The 15,971-nt window shown below is 64.7% G+C and carries 16 protein-coding genes and 1 tRNA gene; 3 read left to right on the top strand and 14 right to left on the bottom strand.

Annotated features, from left to right (window positions below; genetic code table 11):
* Positions 1-9: 9 nt before the first annotated feature.
* Positions 10-1,158: a rod shape-determining protein RodA gene (gene rodA / locus L0U84_RS00260; protein ID WP_233846067.1), complete on the top strand. Its 1,149-nt coding sequence runs from the start codon at positions 10-12 to the stop codon at positions 1,156-1,158.
* A 79-nt stretch (positions 1,159-1,237) separates the two neighbouring features.
* Here rodA and L0U84_RS00255 read toward each other — a convergent pair whose 3' ends face one another.
* The 14 genes from L0U84_RS00255 to def form a co-directional block, all read right to left on the bottom strand.
* Positions 1,238-1,972 carry a tetratricopeptide repeat protein gene (locus L0U84_RS00255; protein ID WP_233846065.1) on the bottom strand — a complete coding sequence of 245 codons (735 nt, stop codon included), beginning with the start codon at positions 1,970-1,972 and terminating at the stop codon, positions 1,238-1,240.
* On the bottom strand, positions 1,969-2,751 hold the full coding sequence (locus tag L0U84_RS00250; protein ID WP_233846063.1) for an HpcH/HpaI aldolase family protein: 783 nt from the start codon (positions 2,749-2,751) through the stop codon (positions 1,969-1,971). The genes L0U84_RS00255 and L0U84_RS00250 overlap by 4 nt, the downstream gene beginning before the upstream one ends.
* A gap of 202 nt (positions 2,752-2,953) precedes the next feature.
* Entirely contained in the window at positions 2,954-3,397 is a 444-nt protein-coding gene (gene queD, locus L0U84_RS00245) for a 6-carboxytetrahydropterin synthase QueD (RefSeq protein WP_233851880.1), read from the bottom strand.
* 9 nt (positions 3,398-3,406) lie between these two features.
* On the bottom strand, positions 3,407-4,039 hold the full coding sequence (queE, locus tag L0U84_RS00240; protein ID WP_233846060.1) for a 7-carboxy-7-deazaguanine synthase: 633 nt from the start codon (positions 4,037-4,039) through the stop codon (positions 3,407-3,409).
* Positions 4,040-4,093: 54 nt separating this feature from the next.
* On the bottom strand, positions 4,094-4,825 hold the full coding sequence (gene queC, locus L0U84_RS00235) for a 7-cyano-7-deazaguanine synthase QueC (RefSeq protein WP_233846058.1): 732 nt from the start codon (positions 4,823-4,825) through the stop codon (positions 4,094-4,096).
* A gap of 394 nt (positions 4,826-5,219) precedes the next feature.
* Positions 5,220-5,295: transfer RNA gene (locus L0U84_RS00230), tRNA-Phe, on the bottom strand.
* A 94-nt stretch (positions 5,296-5,389) separates the two neighbouring features.
* The gene (gene esaR / locus L0U84_RS00225) at positions 5,390-6,079 is read right to left on the bottom strand and encodes a response regulator transcription factor EsaR (protein WP_233846056.1); all 690 of its coding nucleotides are present in this window, start codon (positions 6,077-6,079) and stop codon (positions 5,390-5,392) included.
* Entirely contained in the window at positions 6,080-8,506 is a 2,427-nt protein-coding gene (locus L0U84_RS00220) for a sensor histidine kinase (RefSeq protein WP_233846054.1), read from the bottom strand. It lies immediately after the preceding gene.
* On the bottom strand, positions 8,496-9,095 hold the full coding sequence (locus L0U84_RS00215; protein WP_233846052.1) for a DUF4390 domain-containing protein: 600 nt from the start codon (positions 9,093-9,095) through the stop codon (positions 8,496-8,498). The genes L0U84_RS00220 and L0U84_RS00215 overlap by 11 nt, the downstream gene beginning before the upstream one ends.
* Positions 9,092-10,531 carry a 16S rRNA (cytosine(967)-C(5))-methyltransferase RsmB gene (gene rsmB / locus L0U84_RS00210; RefSeq protein WP_233846050.1) on the bottom strand — a complete coding sequence of 480 codons (1,440 nt, stop codon included), beginning with the start codon at positions 10,529-10,531 and terminating at the stop codon, positions 9,092-9,094. The genes L0U84_RS00215 and rsmB overlap by 4 nt, the downstream gene beginning before the upstream one ends.
* 197 nt (positions 10,532-10,728) lie before the next feature.
* On the bottom strand, positions 10,729-11,586 hold the full coding sequence (gene htpX, locus L0U84_RS00205; RefSeq protein WP_233846048.1) for a zinc metalloprotease HtpX: 858 nt from the start codon (positions 11,584-11,586) through the stop codon (positions 10,729-10,731).
* Positions 11,587-11,691: 105 nt separating this feature from the next.
* Positions 11,692-12,333 (bottom strand): LysE family translocator, encoded by a 642-nt coding sequence (locus tag L0U84_RS00200; protein WP_233851879.1) that lies wholly within the window; start codon positions 12,331-12,333, stop codon positions 11,692-11,694.
* Positions 12,334-12,449: 116 nt separating this feature from the next.
* Positions 12,450-13,445, bottom strand: coding sequence for a methionyl-tRNA formyltransferase (gene fmt / locus L0U84_RS00195; protein WP_233846046.1), 996 nt, complete (start codon positions 13,443-13,445; stop codon positions 12,450-12,452).
* A gap of 29 nt (positions 13,446-13,474) precedes the next feature.
* Positions 13,475-13,978 (bottom strand): peptide deformylase, encoded by a 504-nt coding sequence (gene def / locus L0U84_RS00190; protein WP_129956718.1) that lies wholly within the window; start codon positions 13,976-13,978, stop codon positions 13,475-13,477.
* 264 nt (positions 13,979-14,242) lie between these two features.
* On the opposite strand from def, the gene dprA reads away from it, so the two are divergent.
* Together dprA and L0U84_RS00180 are read left to right on the top strand one after the other, a co-directional pair.
* On the top strand, positions 14,243-15,472 hold the full coding sequence (gene dprA, locus L0U84_RS00185) for a DNA-processing protein DprA (RefSeq protein WP_233846044.1): 1,230 nt from the start codon (positions 14,243-14,245) through the stop codon (positions 15,470-15,472).
* A gap of 101 nt (positions 15,473-15,573) precedes the next feature.
* On the top strand, positions 15,574-15,951 hold the full coding sequence (locus L0U84_RS00180) for a thioredoxin family protein (protein WP_233846041.1): 378 nt from the start codon (positions 15,574-15,576) through the stop codon (positions 15,949-15,951).
* Positions 15,952-15,971: the final 20 nt, after the last annotated feature.

Raw genomic sequence — 15,971 nt, 5'->3', positions numbered from 1 at the left:
GAGAAAGGCATGCAATTCGACAAGCGCGCCTGGCTCGACCGCATCAAACGGATGTTCGTGGGCTTCGACCGCCCGCTCGCGCTGATCGTGTTTCTGCTGCTATGTGTCGGCATCGTCACGCTGTACAGCGCGACTCTCGACATGCCGGGCCGCGTCGAAGACCAGTTGCGCAACATCCTGCTCACCTTCGTGCTGATGTGGGGACTCGCCAATGTGCCGCCCAATACGCTGATGCGATTCGCGGTCCCGCTCTACACCTTCGGGATCGCATTACTGGTCGCGGTCGCGATGTTCGGCCTCACGCGCAAGGGTGCGAAGCGCTGGATCAATGTCGGTGTGGTGATCCAGCCATCGGAAATCCTGAAGATCGCGACACCGCTGATGCTCGCCTGGTACTACCAGCGCCGCGAAGGCGTGATGCGCTGGTACGACTATCTGGTCGGCTTCGTGATTCTGATCGTGCCGGTCGGCCTGATCGCGAAGCAGCCCGACCTCGGCACGGCCGTGCTCGTGTTCGCGGCCGGACTGTTCGTGATCTACTTCGCGGGGCTGAGCTTCAAGCTGATCGTGCCGGTGCTGATCGCGGGCGTGATCGCGGTGGGATCGATCGCGGCGTTCCAGGACAAGATCTGTCAGCCCGAAGTGCAGTGGCCGCTGATGCACGACTACCAGAAACACCGCATCTGCACGCTGCTCGACCCGACCTCGGACCCGCTCGGCAAAGGCTTCCACACGATTCAGGCGGTGATCGCGATCGGCTCGGGCGGCCCGCTCGGCAAGGGCTGGCTCAAGGGCACGCAAGCGCATCTGGAGTTCATCCCCGAGAAGCACACCGACTTCATCTTCGCGGTGTTTTCGGAAGAGTTCGGTTTGGCGGGTGGCCTCGTGCTGCTCACGCTGTACATGCTATTGATCGCGCGCGGACTTTACATCGCGGCCAATGGCGCGACCCTGTTCGGGCGATTACTGGCCGGCTCGTTGACGATGGCGTTCTTCACGTACGCGTTCGTCAATATCGGCATGGTGAGCGGCATTCTGCCGGTGGTCGGCGTACCGTTGCCGTTCATGAGTTACGGTGGCACTGCGCTGACTACATTGGGCGTCGCGATCGGGCTGATCATGAGCGTCGCGCGACAGAAGCGGTTGATGCAGAGCTAGGCGTAGCTGGCGGCACACGGCAATCGAACATGCAAAAGGGCGCTCATCGTGAGCGCCCTTTTGCTTTATTGCGGCTTCGTCACTGCGGCTTCACTTCCTTCTGATCGCGAAGCTGCGCGCTCAACTGCTGGTACTTCAGGCGCGCGGCCGGATCGCCCTGCGCCGCCGCGGCGGCGTAATATGCGCGCGCCACATTCAGATTCCGGTCGACACCATCGCCGCCGCGCTCGTAGAACGAGCCGGTCACGTACTGCGCGGTCATGTCACCGCCTTGCGCCGCTTTCTTGTACCAGACGAACGCCTGCTTGTTGTCACGCTCGGTGCCGCGCCCGTCGAGGAACTGGTTCGCGAGCGCCAGCTCCGCCTGCACGTGCCCCTGCGCGGCCGCCTTCATGAACCAGCGATGCGCCTCCACCGGATCGCGCTCGACGAACTCGCCATCGTCGTACATCTTGCCGTACACGTACTGCGCGTGCGACATGTTCGCGTCGGCCGCCTTGCGCAGCCACTTCTTGCCTTCGTCGACGTTGACCGGCGTGCCTTCGCCGTTGAGCAGCATCATCGCGTAGTTGAACTGGGCAAGCCGGCTGCCGCGTTCGGCGGCCTGGCGGAATTCGGTCAGCGCCGCGCCGAGGTTGCCGGCGTTGTAGTCGGCCACCGCGGATTGCGTCTGCGGATCGTTCGACTTCGCGACGCTGTCCTGCGCGTACGCCGCGTCCCACGCGCCGCTTACGAGCAGCGCCGCCGCGACGAGCACGCGCGTGCCCACCCATACCTTCGTTCGCGCGGCGACGCCCTGCACTCTGCCGTTCATGACCTCACCTCCTGTAATGCCTGGCGCGTCGCGCGCAACATCCAGATCACGTCGGCGGCCAGCGCGACGAAGCGAAAGCCGGCATCGCGATGCTGCCGCGCGCTCGCCACGTCCATTGCGAAGATGCCGGCGGCAATGCCGGCCTGGTCCGCCGCGCTGACGATACGCGCCATCGCCGCCTGCACGTCGGCGTGCTTCGCGTCGCCGAGATGACCAAGGCTCGCGGCCAGATCGGCCGGCCCGACGAACAGGCAGTCGACGCCCGGCGTCGCCGCGATCTGCTCGACCTCCGCCAGGCCGCGCGCCGATTCGATCTGCACGATCGTCGCGATCTGTGCGTTGGCCGTCTGCACGTAGTCACGCCGCATGCCGTACCCGGCTGCACGCACGACGCCCGCTACGCCGCGCAGGCCGTCGAGCGCCTCGGCGGTGGGATATTGGGTGAGCCGCACGGCGCGTGCCGCGTCTTCAGCGGATTCGATGTTCGGGAACATCAGCGTGCGCGCGCCGGCGTCGAGCACGCGCTTGACGAGCCACGGCTCGCTCGCGGGCACGCGCACCACCGGTTCGCTCGGCAGATGGGCGGCGGCGATCGCGCGCAATTGCGACTCGACGCCGCCGCTATCGTTCGGCGCGTGCTCCATGTCGATCAGCAGCCAGTCGAAGCCGGCATGCGCGAGCGCTTCGGCCGCCGTCTCGCTGCCGAGCGACAGCCACAGCCCGAACAGCGGCGCGTCGTCCTTCAGACGTTGTTTGAGGGAGTTGGTGAAGGTGCTCATCGGCTGGCCTCGCGCAGGTTGGCAATGCGAAGCGGGGCCAGATAGTGAATCAGGCAGGCACCGAGGCGCTGACGGCCTCGTTGCCTGCTGCGACGCAATGCGGTGACCGGCATGTCTCGCTCCGTGTGTTTGTCGGAACGATCATACCGTGACAATAACGCGAGAGTTCGCTCGCGCGGCCAGCGTGGATTCAGATGGGAAGCTAGTCGCGGACCACGTCGGCCCAGCAGTTCGGCGTCTCGTACAGACGCACTTTATGCAGGCGCAGGTTCACGCCGTAGTGCGCGTCGTAGACGTTTGCGAGAATATCGAACGCAATCGCGGCGAGGTTTTCGACGGTGGGAATGCGATCGATCACGACCGTCTTGTGGCCCGCCATGGTGTCGAGAAAGCCACGCACCTGCGTGTCGCCTTCGTAGACGAGAAACGCGTGGTCCCACTGGTCGACCAGGTGCTCGTTCGCGAGCGACTTCACGTCGGCGAAGTCCATCACCATGCCGCGATCGGGCGCGCCTTCGGTGTCGACCAGATCGCCTTGCAGCGTAATTTCGAGCACGTAGCGATGGCCGTGCAGATTACGGCACTGGCTGCGGTGATCGGGAATGCGGTGGCCCGCGTCGAATTCGAGTTTTCGGGTAATCGTCAGCACGGCAAATCAGGGAATGTTCAGATACTTGTGAGTCTGCATCGACAGGCGCCACTGTGGATGACGCTTGCACCAGTCGATCGCGAGCTTCGTGTTGATCTCGCGCGACGGACCGTCCATTGGCTGGACGAGGAAATACTCGAAGTCGAGCTTCGCGTAGTCGGCGAGGCGCTGGTTGTCCTGCGGGATCACGACCTTAAGTTCGTTGCCCTTCGTCACGACGAGCGGCGCGTCGGCCTTCGGGCTCACGCAGATCCAGTCGATCGTGTCGAGCACCGGCAGCGAGCCGTTGGTTTCGATCGCGATCTCGAAGCCGGCCGCGTGCAGCGCGTCGACGAGCGGCTGATCGATCTGCAGCATCGGCTCGCCGCCGGTGCACACGACGAAGCGTTCGCCCTCGCCTTGCGGCCATTGCGACGCGATCATCGCGACGAGCTCGTCGGGTGTGCGGTACTTGCCGCCGTTCTCGCCGTCGGTGCCGACGAAATCGGTGTCGCAGAAACGGCAGACGGCTTCCGCGCGATCCTCTTCGCGGCCCGACCACAGGTTGCAGCCCGCGAAACGGCAAAACACCGCCGGTCGCCCCGCATTCGCGCCCTCGCCCTGCAACGTGTAGAAGATTTCCTTGACCGCGTACGTCATGCTGCTTTCTGTCCTGTGTTCCTGAATCAATGATGCGCGCTCTCGCGCGAACCGTCAGACCGGCTCGGTGACTTTTTCGCCGGAGAGATAGGCCTCATAGCCACGTTTGCGCAACCGGCATGCCGGGCATTCGCCGCAGCCGAAGCCCCACGAGTGCAGCTCGGCGCGTTCGCCGACATAGCAGGTATGCGTCTCGACGCGCACCAGTTCAACCAGTTCGTCGCCGCCGAGTTCGTGCGCGAGGCGCCACGTGTCGGCCTTGTCGAGCCACATCAGCGGCGTTTCCAGCGCGAAGCGCTTGTCCATGCCGAGGTTCAGCGCGACCTGCAGCGCTTTCATCGTGTCGTCGCGGCAATCGGGGTAGCCCGAGAAGTCCGTCTCGCACATCCCGCCGACCAGCACCTGCAAACCGCGCCGATACGCGATAGCCGCCGCGATCGTCATGAACATCAGATTGCGGCCCGGCACGAACGTGTTCGGCAACCCATTGGCCGTGGCTTCGATCTCGATTTCGCGCGTCATCGCGGTGTCGCTGATCGCGCCGAGCAGCGACAGGTCGATCATGTGATCGTCGCCGAGACGATCGGCCCACGCCGGAAACGCGCGCACGATGGCCTGACGGAACCCCTCGCGACATTCGAGTTCGACGCGATGACGCTGACCATAATCGAAGCCGATCGTCTCGACCGTATCGTAACGATCGAGCGCCCACGCGAGACACGTGGCGGAATCCTGGCCGCCGGAAAACAGCACGAGCGCGCTACGCTTAGCGTCTTTGCGGATCACCGTGATACTCCGTGAATGAGAGTGCCACGTCGCGCTGCGCGAGGTGCGCCATGCAAGCAACGCGGCGCGACGTGTGCCGGCATTGTGCCGGCCCAAAGCAGTATAGGTCGCGCGTTGCGCGTGAACGTGGCTGGGCGCTTATACCGCCGATCGTCGGGCGAAGGATTGGGTGCTTCGGTGCGATACGCTCCGCACCGCATTCGTACGGTGCACGACCGCGTGCGACATCTGCATGCAAGTCCTTGAACTGGCGCGATTTTATCACGCGACACCGAATGTCACCGACGCCAGCTGTCCCACCCGCGCGGCTCCAACTGCATGACAACCCGACATAACGACTTGTCCGCCAAACGGAAAAGCCCCAGGAATCTTGCGATTTCCTGGGGCTGAATCCTGGTGGCCTGGGGCGGAATCGAACCACCGACACGCGGATTTTCAATCCGCTGCTCTACCAACTGAGCTACCGGGCCAACGAAGAACGAAACTATATCAAGCGATCCCCAGTTCAGCAAGCCCTTTCATAAAAAATTTTGCCGGGCCGCATTTGCATGCAACACGTGGCGCTCACTCGCCCTTGTTCTTGCCGAGATCGACGCCGAGTTGCTTCAACTTGCGATAAAGATGCGTGCGCTCGAGACCGGTCTTCTCCGCGACACGCGTCATGCTGCCGTTCTCGCGCGCGAGGTGATATTCGAAGTACGCGCGCTCGAACGCGTCGCGCGCATCGCGCAGCGGGATATCGAACGAGATCGATGCGGTTTGCGCGGCGAGCGCGCCGCCGCTGACGCCGTCGGCCGATAGCATCGGCAACGCGGCCGCCGACGCAACCGACGACGCGCTCACCGGCAACGCCGGCTTCGCGGCCACTCCGCCAGGCACAGCCGCCGCGTTACCGCGCGCGAGTCCCTGCTCGACCGCCTTCAGCAGCTTCTGTAACGCGATCGGCTTTTCGAGGAAGTTGAGCGCGCCGATCTTGGTGGCTTCGACAGCGGTGTCGATCGTCGCGTGACCGGACATCATGATGACGGGCATCGTCAATTGTCCTTGCGCGGCCCATTCCTTGAGCAGCGTCACGCCGTCGGTGTCCGGCATCCAGATGTCGAGCAGCACCAGGTCCGGCGCCTGACGCAGACGGAACTCGCGCGCCTCCTGCGCGTTCTCAGCGGCCTCCACGACGTGTCCCTCGTCGCTGAGGATCTCCGAGAGCAGTTCCCGGATGCCCATTTCATCATCTACCACCAGGATGGTTGCCATTTACGCTGCCCTTGTCTGCACTGTTGCTTTTGTCGTTCCCTGCGACGCGCCGCCGTGCGCCGGATGCGCACCTGAACCAGGTGCACCCGGCTGCGCGGGGTCGTCCGCCAGCTGAAGGAAGAGAATCGAAATTTGCGCGCCTTCGATCACGTCGCCGGCCTTCATGCGATTGCGAATGTCGATGCGCGCGCCATGTTCGTCGACGATCTTCTTGACCATCGCAAGTCCCAGACCCGTACCTTTGGCCTTGGTCGTCACGTACGGCTCGAACGCGCGCGTGAGGATACGCGCGGGGAAGCCCGATCCGTTATCCGACACGGTCAGACGTACCGCGACGCGTGCCTTGCCTTGCGCGTCGGGGTCTCCGTATTCTACTGTCCTCGTCTCGAGCAAAACACGCGGATGCGCGACTTCGGCGACCGCATCCTGCGCATTCTGCAGCAGGTTATGGATCACCTGACGCAACTGGGTCGCGTCGCCGCGTATCGCGGGCAAGGCCGCGAGCTCGACCTGGATCGCGCCCTTGCCTTCTTCGATACCGTACAGCGTGAGCACCTCGCTGACCAGATCATTCAATTGCAGATGCGCGAGCACCGCGGGCGGTGTGCGGGCGTAATCGCGGAAATCGTCGACCATCTGCTTCATCGCGGCGACCTGATTGACGATCGTCGTCGCTCCGCGCTTCAACACGTCCGCATCCGACGGCGCGAGCTTGTCGGCGAGCTTCATCTGCAAACGCTCGGCCGACAGTTGAATCGGGGTGAGCGGATTCTTGATCTCGTGTGCGAGGCGCCGCGCGACTTCGCCCCACGCGATCGAACGCTGCGCGGAGATCACGTCGGAGATGTCGTCGAACACGATCACGTAGCCCGAGGTCTGCATGTCTTCCGCGTCGCGCTCGTTCGCCGCGACGAGGCGCGCGCCGCGCACGAGCAACGTGAGCGGCTCGGTTTCACCGGGCACCGGCACCGAAACCTGCTGCTGCCAGTGGCCGTTGTCGTCGTGGCCGTCTTCGCTCGCCGCTTCGCGATCGGCGAATGACTTGCGCACCATCGCGCCGAATTCGCCAAGCACGCCGATCTGATCGAGCGACGAACCCAGCACCGTCTGGAACGGTTGACGGAAGATCCGCTCGGCGCCGCGATTCGCGGTGGTCAGCCGGAACTGCCGGTCGAACACGAACACGCCCGCGGTCAGGTTCGCGAGGATGCTCTCGAGATACGCCTTCGAATGCTCGAGCGCGATACGATTCTTCTCGACCGCCCCGCGCGCTTCCGACAACTGCCGCGTCATCGCGTTGAACGACTGTGTGAGGAAGCCCAGTTCGTCGCGCGACTTGATCTCGCGCTTCGGCGTGTAGTCGCCCTCGGTGATTTCCTTCGTGCCCTGGGCGAGCAGGAACAGCGGCCGCGCGAGCTGATTGCCGAGCGCGAGCGCGAGCATCATCGCAATGAAGGTCGCGAGAAACAGCGACAGCGTCAGCGTGCCGATGTACATCTTGCGCAGACCGGTGCGCCCGAGCGCCTTCTCCTGATACTCGCGATACGCGCGCTGCACCGAGTCGGCATTGCGCGCGAGTGTCGTCGAGACCGGCTGCGTCAGCTGCAGGAAGCGCTCGGCGGGCTGCAATAGCGACGCGTTCGCATCGGGAATACGCTGCACCACGCGCAGACGCAGTGCGCCCTTGCCGCCCTGGGCATGCGCGTCGCCGTCAACTTCGCCCTCGATCGCCGCATAGCCGCGGCCACGCGCCTGCTCGATCATCAGCGGCGTCGGCAGATCGTTCGGCAGCAGCATCGCGTAGTTGCCCGACGCCTGCGCGACCACGTGCATGTCCGGCGTCGCGCCCGACATGCTGCGGGTCGGCTCGACGATCGTCGCGTCCTGCACGCCGAACTGGTCGCGCAGACGCAGGAGCGTCAACGTGGTGCCGGCGGCATCCGCGCTGGCGAGCTGCTCGGACATCAGGCGCGCCTTCGTCTGCAGATCGGACAGCGACGCGTCGAGCATGCCGCGCCCGAGATTGAGGCCGGATGCAAGTGCAGTTTCGACATTCACGTCGAACCACGACTCGATGCTGCGCGAGACGAACTGATACGACACGATGTAGATGATGCCCCCCGGCACCACGCCGACCAGCGCCATGAAGAACGCGAGCTTCGCTAGCAGTCGCGTGCCGAATTTGCCCGTGCGTAATCGCACGATGATGATGATGACCAGCGTCGTCACCACCAGCAGGAAGACCAGCGCAACCGCGACGTTGGCCGCATAGAGCCATTGGTAGTAGCGATCGAAGAATTCGGTGTTCGCGCTCGCGGCGGCCAGCAGCACGAGCAGCAGCACGGCCGTCACCGCGACCGTCGACACCAGCACGCGCACGACGATGCTGCTGACACTGGTGGGAGATGAGCGCACTCTATTTAGCACGATCGGCCGCCGTGAAAGTGAAGCGCTTCCAATCGGAGGCGAGGTTCCAGTCGCGGTTGTTCACCGCGTCGATCTGGAACGGCTTGGGCATCAGCCCGATGTCGAGTTGCGTGCGCACCGACGCGTTATAGGTTTCGCCGACACGCACCTGATTGCGGTCGATCACGTGCCACGACGTCACGTGCTTGATGACCGCGAGCGCATCCTTGAGCGTGGAAAAGCCGAGCTGCAAGCCGCCCGACTGCACGCTCGACACGCGATATTCGCGTGTGAGCGGTTGAAACGACAGCCGCAAGCTTTGCGACACGCTGACCGGCTGCTCATCGAACCAGTACCAGCGCGGCCGGCTCAGTTCGAAATCGGTCGTGAAATAAAGCGGAATGCCTTTGTTGACCGCGTCTTCGAGATTGCTGTTCAGGTCGAATTCGAAATGCGCGTCGAGACTCCAGCCGCCATTGTCGGCCTGCAGCGACGCCCGCTGCACCGCGATCGAGTCAGCGTGCGCCGCGCTCGGCGCTGCAAGCCAGACGGCCAGCGCGATCCAGAACACGGCAGCGAGCCGAAGCGGGAAGAAGCGTTTGATGGTCACCGTTTCTGAAAGCGCGCGTAGAAAAATCCGTCGTGGTCTGAGTTCGTGCCGGCGCTGAGTTCAGCGGGTTGTCCAGCATGAGAACCGGCCGATGGGTCGGCGGGCGCGCGGGCAACTGAGGGTAACAGCTGCCCCGGCGCGTCCAATCGTACCGCATCCTGATGCTGGTTTTCAAACCACTGTGCCTGCAACTCGCCCTCTTCGGGGAAGATCGAACACGTAACGTAAAGCAACTCGCCGCCTGGTTTCACGAGCGGCCACAGCGCGTCGAGAATGCGGCGTTGTTCGGCGACCAGCGCGGCGATATCGGACTGTCGACGCAGCCAGCGAATATCCGGATGACGCCGCACGATGCCCGACGCCGAGCACGGCACGTCGGCGAGGATGCGGTCGAACGGCTGGTCGAGATCGTCGTGCCATTTAGCGGGGTTACCCGCGTCGCCGATGCGCACTTCCGCTTCGAGCTTCAGACGCCGCAGGTTTTCGCCGATGCGGCGCGCGCGCGACGCATCGCTTTCGAGCGCGACGAGTTGAATGTTGGCGAGTTCGAGCAGATGGCCGGTCTTGCCGCCTGGGGCCGCGCACGCGTCGAGCACACGCATGCCGTCACGCACGCCGAGCAGTTGCGCCGCGAATTGCGCGCCTGCGTCCTGTACCGACACCACACCTTCGCTAAAGCCCGGAATGCGCTCGACCGGCATCGGCGTGGCGAGCATGACCGCGTGCTCGCCGGCCTTGCACGCGGCGATCTGCTGGCGTTGCAGCACTTGCAGATAGGCGTCGACCGTCGAATGGCGTGCGTTCACGCGCAACGTCAGCGGACCTTGCGCGTTGCCGGCGACCAGCACCGATTGCCACGCATCGGGCCATGCCCGCTTCACCGCGTCGATCCACCAGGCCGGATAGTTCCAGCGCGCTACTTCGTCGGCTTGCACCGCGACGAGCAACGTGTCGCGCTCGCGCAAAAAGTTACGCAGCACCGCGTTGACGAGCCCCTTCACGAACCCGAACTCGCGGCGCGCGCCGATCGCCTTGACCGCCTGATCGACGACCGTGAACGGCGTATAGGCGGCGCTCGCTTCGTCGTCGACGAGCAGTGCGAGCGCGCACGCGAGCACATGCGAGACGTGCGGCGGCGGTGCTTTCTTCACGAGCTTCGCGATCAGCCACTCGACGGTCGCGAGACGCCGCATCGTGCGATAGGAGATGTCCTGCACCGCGCCGCGCGCCGCTGCGGCGTTGCCCTCCGGCATTGCCACGAACACGCTTTGCAGCGCCGCCGGCAACGCCGCGCCGAGACGCACGGCACCGACGGCCTGGGCGGCGCAGTCGAGTGCGAACCCGAGCGATTCGGGCGACAGATGCAGCGCCGACAAACGGGATTCGCGGGAACGCGTCGACGAGGAGGCAGAACGCGAAGAAGGCTTTGAAGTCATGAAGGGAGCAAGGGCAAGCCGCACGGTGCGCGGCGCAATCAGCGCACATTGTAGCGTGACGCCGGTGGGGCGCCGCCGTGCAAAGGTAGTGGCCGCGAATGCTGTCGCGCAGCGGCGACGAGAGGCGCGAAAAAAAGCGGGCCTCAAGGGCCCGCTCTTCAGTATTTCAGGCTCGAAGCGCCGAGCGAGCCGGTGCCTTAGTCGAAGCGCCCGGTGCGTGCCATTTCCATCAGACGCGCGATGCGTTCCTCGGTCGCAGGGTGCGTCGAGAACAGATTCGCGATACCGCCGCCCGACAGCGGATTCATGATCATCATCTGCGCGGTGGCCGGATGCGCCTCGGCCGTCGGGAACGGAATACCGCTCGCATAGCGATGAATCTTGTCGAGCGCCGACGCCAGTGCCTGCGGGTCGCCCGAAATCTGCGCGCCGCCACGGTCGGCTTCGAACTCGCGCGCACGCGAAATCGCCATCTGGATCAACGCGCCCGCGATCGGCGCGAGCAACGCGACCGCGATGCTCGCGATCGGGTTCGCGGGACGACCGTTTTCGTCGCGGCCGCCGAAGAACATCGCGAAGTTCGCCAACGCGGAAATCGCGCCGGCCATGGTCGCCGAAACCGTCGAGATCAGAATGTCTCGATGCTTCACGTGTGCGAGTTCGTGCGCCATCACGCCGCGCATCTCGCGCTCGGACAGCACGCGCAGAATGCCGGTGGTTGCCGCGACCGCCGCGTGCTCCGGATTGCGGCCGGTGGCGAACGCGTTCGGCGCGTCTTCGTTGATCAGGTAGACGCGCGGCATCGGCAGGTTCGCGCGGGTGGCGAGATCGCGCACCATCCGATAGAACTGCGGCGCGCTGTTTTCGTCGACTTCCTGCGCGTTGTACATGCGCAGGACCATCTTGTCGGAGAACCAGTACGAAAAGAAATTCATCCCAAGGGCGATCACGAGCGCGAGCATCATGCCGCGCGACCCGCCGATCATCCCGCCGATCACGATGAAAAGGGCCGTAATCCCGGCCATCAACATCGCGGTTTTCACCCAATTGAACATGTCTGCAACTCCTTGCCCCGAGCGTGGCCTTCATCTCCGTGCCGCGCGATTGCGGCGCCAGATTGTAAGCTAAATGTTAGATATGGGCGATGCGGGAAAATTCAATCATCGCGAGGCGGTCGCGAGTTTGATGCCCAGGCCGACGAACGCGCTGCCGACGCCGCGGTCGAGCCAGCGCTTGACCGCCGGCTTGCCCGAGAAACGCTGCGTGACGCTCCCCGCGATCCACGCGACGAAGCTGTTCCAGACCATGCTCATCAGCACGAAGACCGCGCCGAGCGTGAGAAACGCGAAGGTCTTGTGTTCGCTGCCCGTGGTGACGAATTGCGGGAAGAACGACACAAAGAACAGCACGACCTTCGGGTTCAGCACGTTGGTCCAGAAGCCTTGCAGGAACAACTGCCGCAGCGACTTCGGCGTGGACGGCGCGCGCACGTCGCCGGCGGGCGCATCGGCGGCCGGCTTCGTGAAGACCAGCCGCGCACCCAGATAGATCAGATAGATCGCGCCGACGAATTTGACGATGGTGAACGCCGTAGCCGATGCGGCCAGCAGCGCGGTCAGTCCAAACGCGCAGGCAAGCGAATGAATGCAGCAGCCTGCCGAAATGCCGAGCGCCGACACCAGCCCCGCGCCGCGACCCTGGGCGACGCTGCGCCCGACGATATAAGCGGTATCCGGCCCCGGCGTGATGTTCAGGAGAAAAACTGCGACGATGAAAAACTCGAAATGGACGATGCCGAACATGTGATGAACCCTCGAAAACCTGGTCTGCTGCATGGAGGATTCTAACGCGCGGCGCCCTCGCGGCGCGCGTGGAGAACACTGGCCGAATGGACGATGTTCTGGCGTGCGCGATGCGCTTATTCCGCCTCGGGAAGCTGGAAGCGCTGGCCTGCGGCGAGCGGCGAGCCAGCCAGGAATTCGCGCACCGGCAGGCGCTTGCCGCCGGGCTTCTGCAATTGCGTCAGACGCAGTACGCCTTCACCGCAAGCGACCAGCACGCCGTCGGGCGCAACCTCGGTGATGGTGCCTGGCGCCTTGTCGCTGCCAGCGGCCGACGAGACCGCAGTGGTGGCGGCCCAGATCTTGACGGTGCTGCCGTCGTCGAGCGTGCCGGCGCCGCCTGGGAATGGGTCGAACGCGCGCACCTGACGCGCAAGCGCCGCGGCCGGGCGGCGCCAGTCGAGCGCCGCTTCGTGCTTGGCGATTTTTTCCGCGTAGGTCACGCCGTCGACCGGTTGCGGGGTCGACGTCAGCTTGCCGCTGCGCTCGAGTTCGATCAGCGCTTCGACGATCAGCCGCGCGCCGTCCTCGGCGAGGCGATCGTGCAACGTGGCGGTGGTGTCGTCGGTGGAGATCGGGGCGCGCACTTCGGAGATCATCGCGCCGGTGTCGAGGCCTGCGTCCATCTGCATCAGCGTGATGCCGGTTTGCGTGTCGCCCGCCTCGATCGCGCGATGAATCGGCGCCGCGCCGCGCCAGCGCGGCAGCAGCGACGCGTGAATGTTGATGCAGCCGAAGCGCGGAATGTCGAGCACTTCCTGCGGCAGGATCAGCCCATAAGCGGCGACCACCATCACGTCGTGCGGCGTCGCGCGCAGTTGCTCTATGCCGGCGGCGGCTTCCTGCGGATATTTGCCGGCGCGGCGCAGCGAGATGGGTTGCGCGACCGCGAGGCCATGTTCCTGCGCGTAGCGCTTGACCGGGCTCGCCTGAAGCTTCATGCCGCGTCCCGCGGGCCGGTCCGGCTGCGTCAGCACGAGCGGCACGGCAAATCCGGCACGATGAATCGCGGCCAGCGCGGCTGCGGCGAATTCCGGCGTACCGGCGAAGATGACGCGCAACGAATGACTCATGAATGGGCAGCGGGCAAGTTGACAGCGCGTTACATCGCGTGGGCGAGCTTCTTCATCTTGCTCTTGATGCGCGTTTGCTTCAGCGGCGACAGATATTCGACGAACACGCGGCCCATCAGGTGATCCATCTCGTGCTGGATGCACACGGCGAGAAGCCCCTCGCAATCGAGCTCGAACGTTTCGCCCTTCTCGTTCAGCGCGCGCACGCGGACCTTCTCGGCGCGCTCGACGTTGTCGTAGATCCCGGGCACCGACAGGCAGCCCTCTTCCGACAGCTTCCTCTCATCGCTGGACCAGACGATTTCCGGGTTGATGAACGCGAGCAGTTCGTCGTGCGTTTCCGACACGTCGATCACGATCACGCGTTCGTGCACGTCTACCTGAGTGGCGGCGAGGCCGACACCGGGCGCCGCGTACATCGTTTCGGACATGTCCGCGACCAGACGGCGGATACGGTCGTTGACCTCCGCGACTGGCTTCGCCACCTTGTGCAGCCGTTTGTCCGGGTAATTGAGGATGTTCAGTAAAGCCATGATTTCGAGTGTGATTTCAGACGCCGCCAACCGTGGGAAGGCTCGCGTTAGCCATTCGGCCAGGTTGTGAGCCCGTCGTAATACGCCGAGGATAGATGCTGTCGAACCGGTTCGATTCAACGCGCCTCGTGCGCCCGACGACGAACCCGCACCGTTAAGCGCGGCGCCGCGGTTATTCGCGGCATATTGCCGTTTTATTTCGGATGATGAAAATTTTAGCATGGCGCCCGCCTGACCGCAGGCCCCGCCAGAGGAGCGACCCGCATGCAGACCTTGCCCGCAACCCGTAACGAACTGGCCGCCTGGCTGCGGTTGTCGCTTGCGCCGGGCCTCAAACCCGCCGCGTTGCGTCTGTTGCTTGGCGCATTCGGGTTGCCGCAGGCGCTGTTTGCGCAGTCGCCGCAGACGCTCGCGGCAGTCGCCGGCGAAGCCGCGGCGCGCGCGGTGCTGGCACCACCGGGTCCAACGTTCGACGGCCAGTTCGATGCGGTGCTCGCATGGCGCGAGCAGCCGGGCAACCAGATCGTCACGCTCGACGATCCCGCCTATCCACCCGCGCTGCTGACGATGCCCGATCCGCCACCGCTTCTATATATAAAGGGCCGGCTCGATCTGCTGCATACGCGCGCGGTCGCGCTGGTGGGCAGCCGCAGCGCGACCCCGCAGGGCATCGAGGATGCGCGGCGGTTCGCGCGTGAACTGTCGGCGGCGGGTGTGACGGTCGTCTCGGGGCTCGCGCTCGGCATCGACGGTGCCGCGCATCGGGGCGGGCTGGAAGGCGTCGGCGGGACGGTCGCGGTGATCGGCACCGGCGCGGACCTCGTCTATCCGGCGGCGCACCAAGCGCTTGCGCGGCAGATCGGCGCGCAGGGCGCAATCCTGTCGGAGTGGCCGCTCGGCACGCCGGCGCGCGCCGCCAATTTCCCGCAGCGCAACCGGTTGATCGCTGGGTTGGTCAGCGGCGTCGTGATCGTCGAGGCGGCAATGCGTTCCGGCTCGCTGATTACCGCGCGGCTCGCCAACGAGATGGGGCGCGACGTGTTCGCGTTGCCCGGATCCATTTACGCGCCGTTGTCGCGCGGCTGTCATCGGATGATCAAGCAGGGGGCGCGGCTGGTGGAAACGCCTGACGAGGTGCTGGAGGAGCTCGGCTTTGCCGGGCGGCCGGCGCGCCATGCGGGACGCGCGGCGAGGCGGACCGTGCCGCTGGAGCATTCGACTTCGAGCTTTTCGTCGGAAGGAAACGCTTCGCAAGCCACGAGCACCGCCCTCGCCGACTCACCAACATCCGGATCGGCCCCGCAACCGGCTCTCGCCGCCGACGCCCAGCGGCTGCTCGTCGCGCTCGGTCATTCGCCGACGACGCTTGAAATTCTCGCCGCCCGCACCGAGATGGAAGATGCCGCCCTGCACGCCGCCTTGCTCCGACTCGAACTCGCCGGGGAAGTCACGCTGCTGCCCGGCGGCCGCTTCATGCGAGCCCATCATGAATGAGCCGAGACTGACCGGCATCAACGCAGATTGGCAACTTTTCGTGACCGGCCATGCTACATTCGCGCCAAAGCACCCGACAAAGTACACAAGGAAACCACTTCATGCCCGCGCTGAATCTCGACACCGATCAGGACCGGATCGCCGAGCGCGTCAACGAACCCGGCACGTTGTTCGTTGCATGCCTGTGCGCGGAATGGTGCGGAACGTGCCGCGAGTACCGGGACGCCTTCAATCAGTTGGCCGAACGGCACCCGGAAGTCTGTTTCGCATGGATCGACATCGAAACTCATGCGGATCGCTTCGACGATCTGGACGTCGAGAATTTTCCGACCGTCCTGATCGAAGACTCGGTGACGACACGATTTTTCGGTACGGTTTTGCCACAGGTGTCGATCGTCGAGCGGATGCTGTCGGATCTGACCACGCTGCCCGGCGTGACCGGCGCGCCGAAGCTGCGACCGGCGCTGGCGGTCGCCTGAAGACGACTTCGCGCGCCGCC

Origin of the sequence: Paraburkholderia sp. HD33-4 (genome assembly GCF_021390635.1) — a bacterium.
GTDB lineage: Bacteria > Pseudomonadota > Gammaproteobacteria > Burkholderiales > Burkholderiaceae > Paraburkholderia.
The sequence above is the reverse complement of the archived record's forward strand: the minus strand, read 5'-3'. Positions and strand labels throughout refer to the sequence as shown.

What these genes read in the sequence shown, in the direction of transcription:
- dprA (WP_233846044.1), top strand. Translation starts at nt 14,243, where the DNA reads ATGCAGACCTTGCCCGCAACCCGTAACGAACTGGCCGCCTGGCTGCGG.
- def (WP_129956718.1), bottom strand. Translation starts at nt 13,978, where the DNA reads ATGGCTTTACTGAACATCCTCAATTACCCGGACAAACGGCTGCACAAG.
- fmt (WP_233846046.1), bottom strand. Translation starts at nt 13,445, where the DNA reads ATGAGTCATTCGTTGCGCGTCATCTTCGCCGGTACGCCGGAATTCGCC.
- htpX (WP_233846048.1), bottom strand. Translation starts at nt 11,586, where the DNA reads ATGTTCAATTGGGTGAAAACCGCGATGTTGATGGCCGGGATTACGGCC.
- L0U84_RS00255 (WP_233846065.1), bottom strand. Translation starts at nt 1,972, where the DNA reads ATGAACGGCAGAGTGCAGGGCGTCGCCGCGCGAACGAAGGTATGGGTG.
- L0U84_RS00250 (WP_233846063.1), bottom strand. Translation starts at nt 2,751, where the DNA reads ATGAGCACCTTCACCAACTCCCTCAAACAACGTCTGAAGGACGACGCG.
- rsmB (WP_233846050.1), bottom strand. Translation starts at nt 10,531, where the DNA reads ATGACTTCAAAGCCTTCTTCGCGTTCTGCCTCCTCGTCGACGCGTTCC.
- rodA (WP_233846067.1), top strand. Translation starts at nt 10, where the DNA reads ATGCAATTCGACAAGCGCGCCTGGCTCGACCGCATCAAACGGATGTTC.
- L0U84_RS00200 (WP_233851879.1), bottom strand. Translation starts at nt 12,333, where the DNA reads ATGTTCGGCATCGTCCATTTCGAGTTTTTCATCGTCGCAGTTTTTCTC.
- L0U84_RS00180 (WP_233846041.1), top strand. Translation starts at nt 15,574, where the DNA reads ATGCCCGCGCTGAATCTCGACACCGATCAGGACCGGATCGCCGAGCGC.
- esaR (WP_233846056.1), bottom strand. Translation starts at nt 6,079, where the DNA reads ATGGCAACCATCCTGGTGGTAGATGATGAAATGGGCATCCGGGAACTG.
- queE (WP_233846060.1), bottom strand. Translation starts at nt 4,039, where the DNA reads ATGACGTACGCGGTCAAGGAAATCTTCTACACGTTGCAGGGCGAGGGC.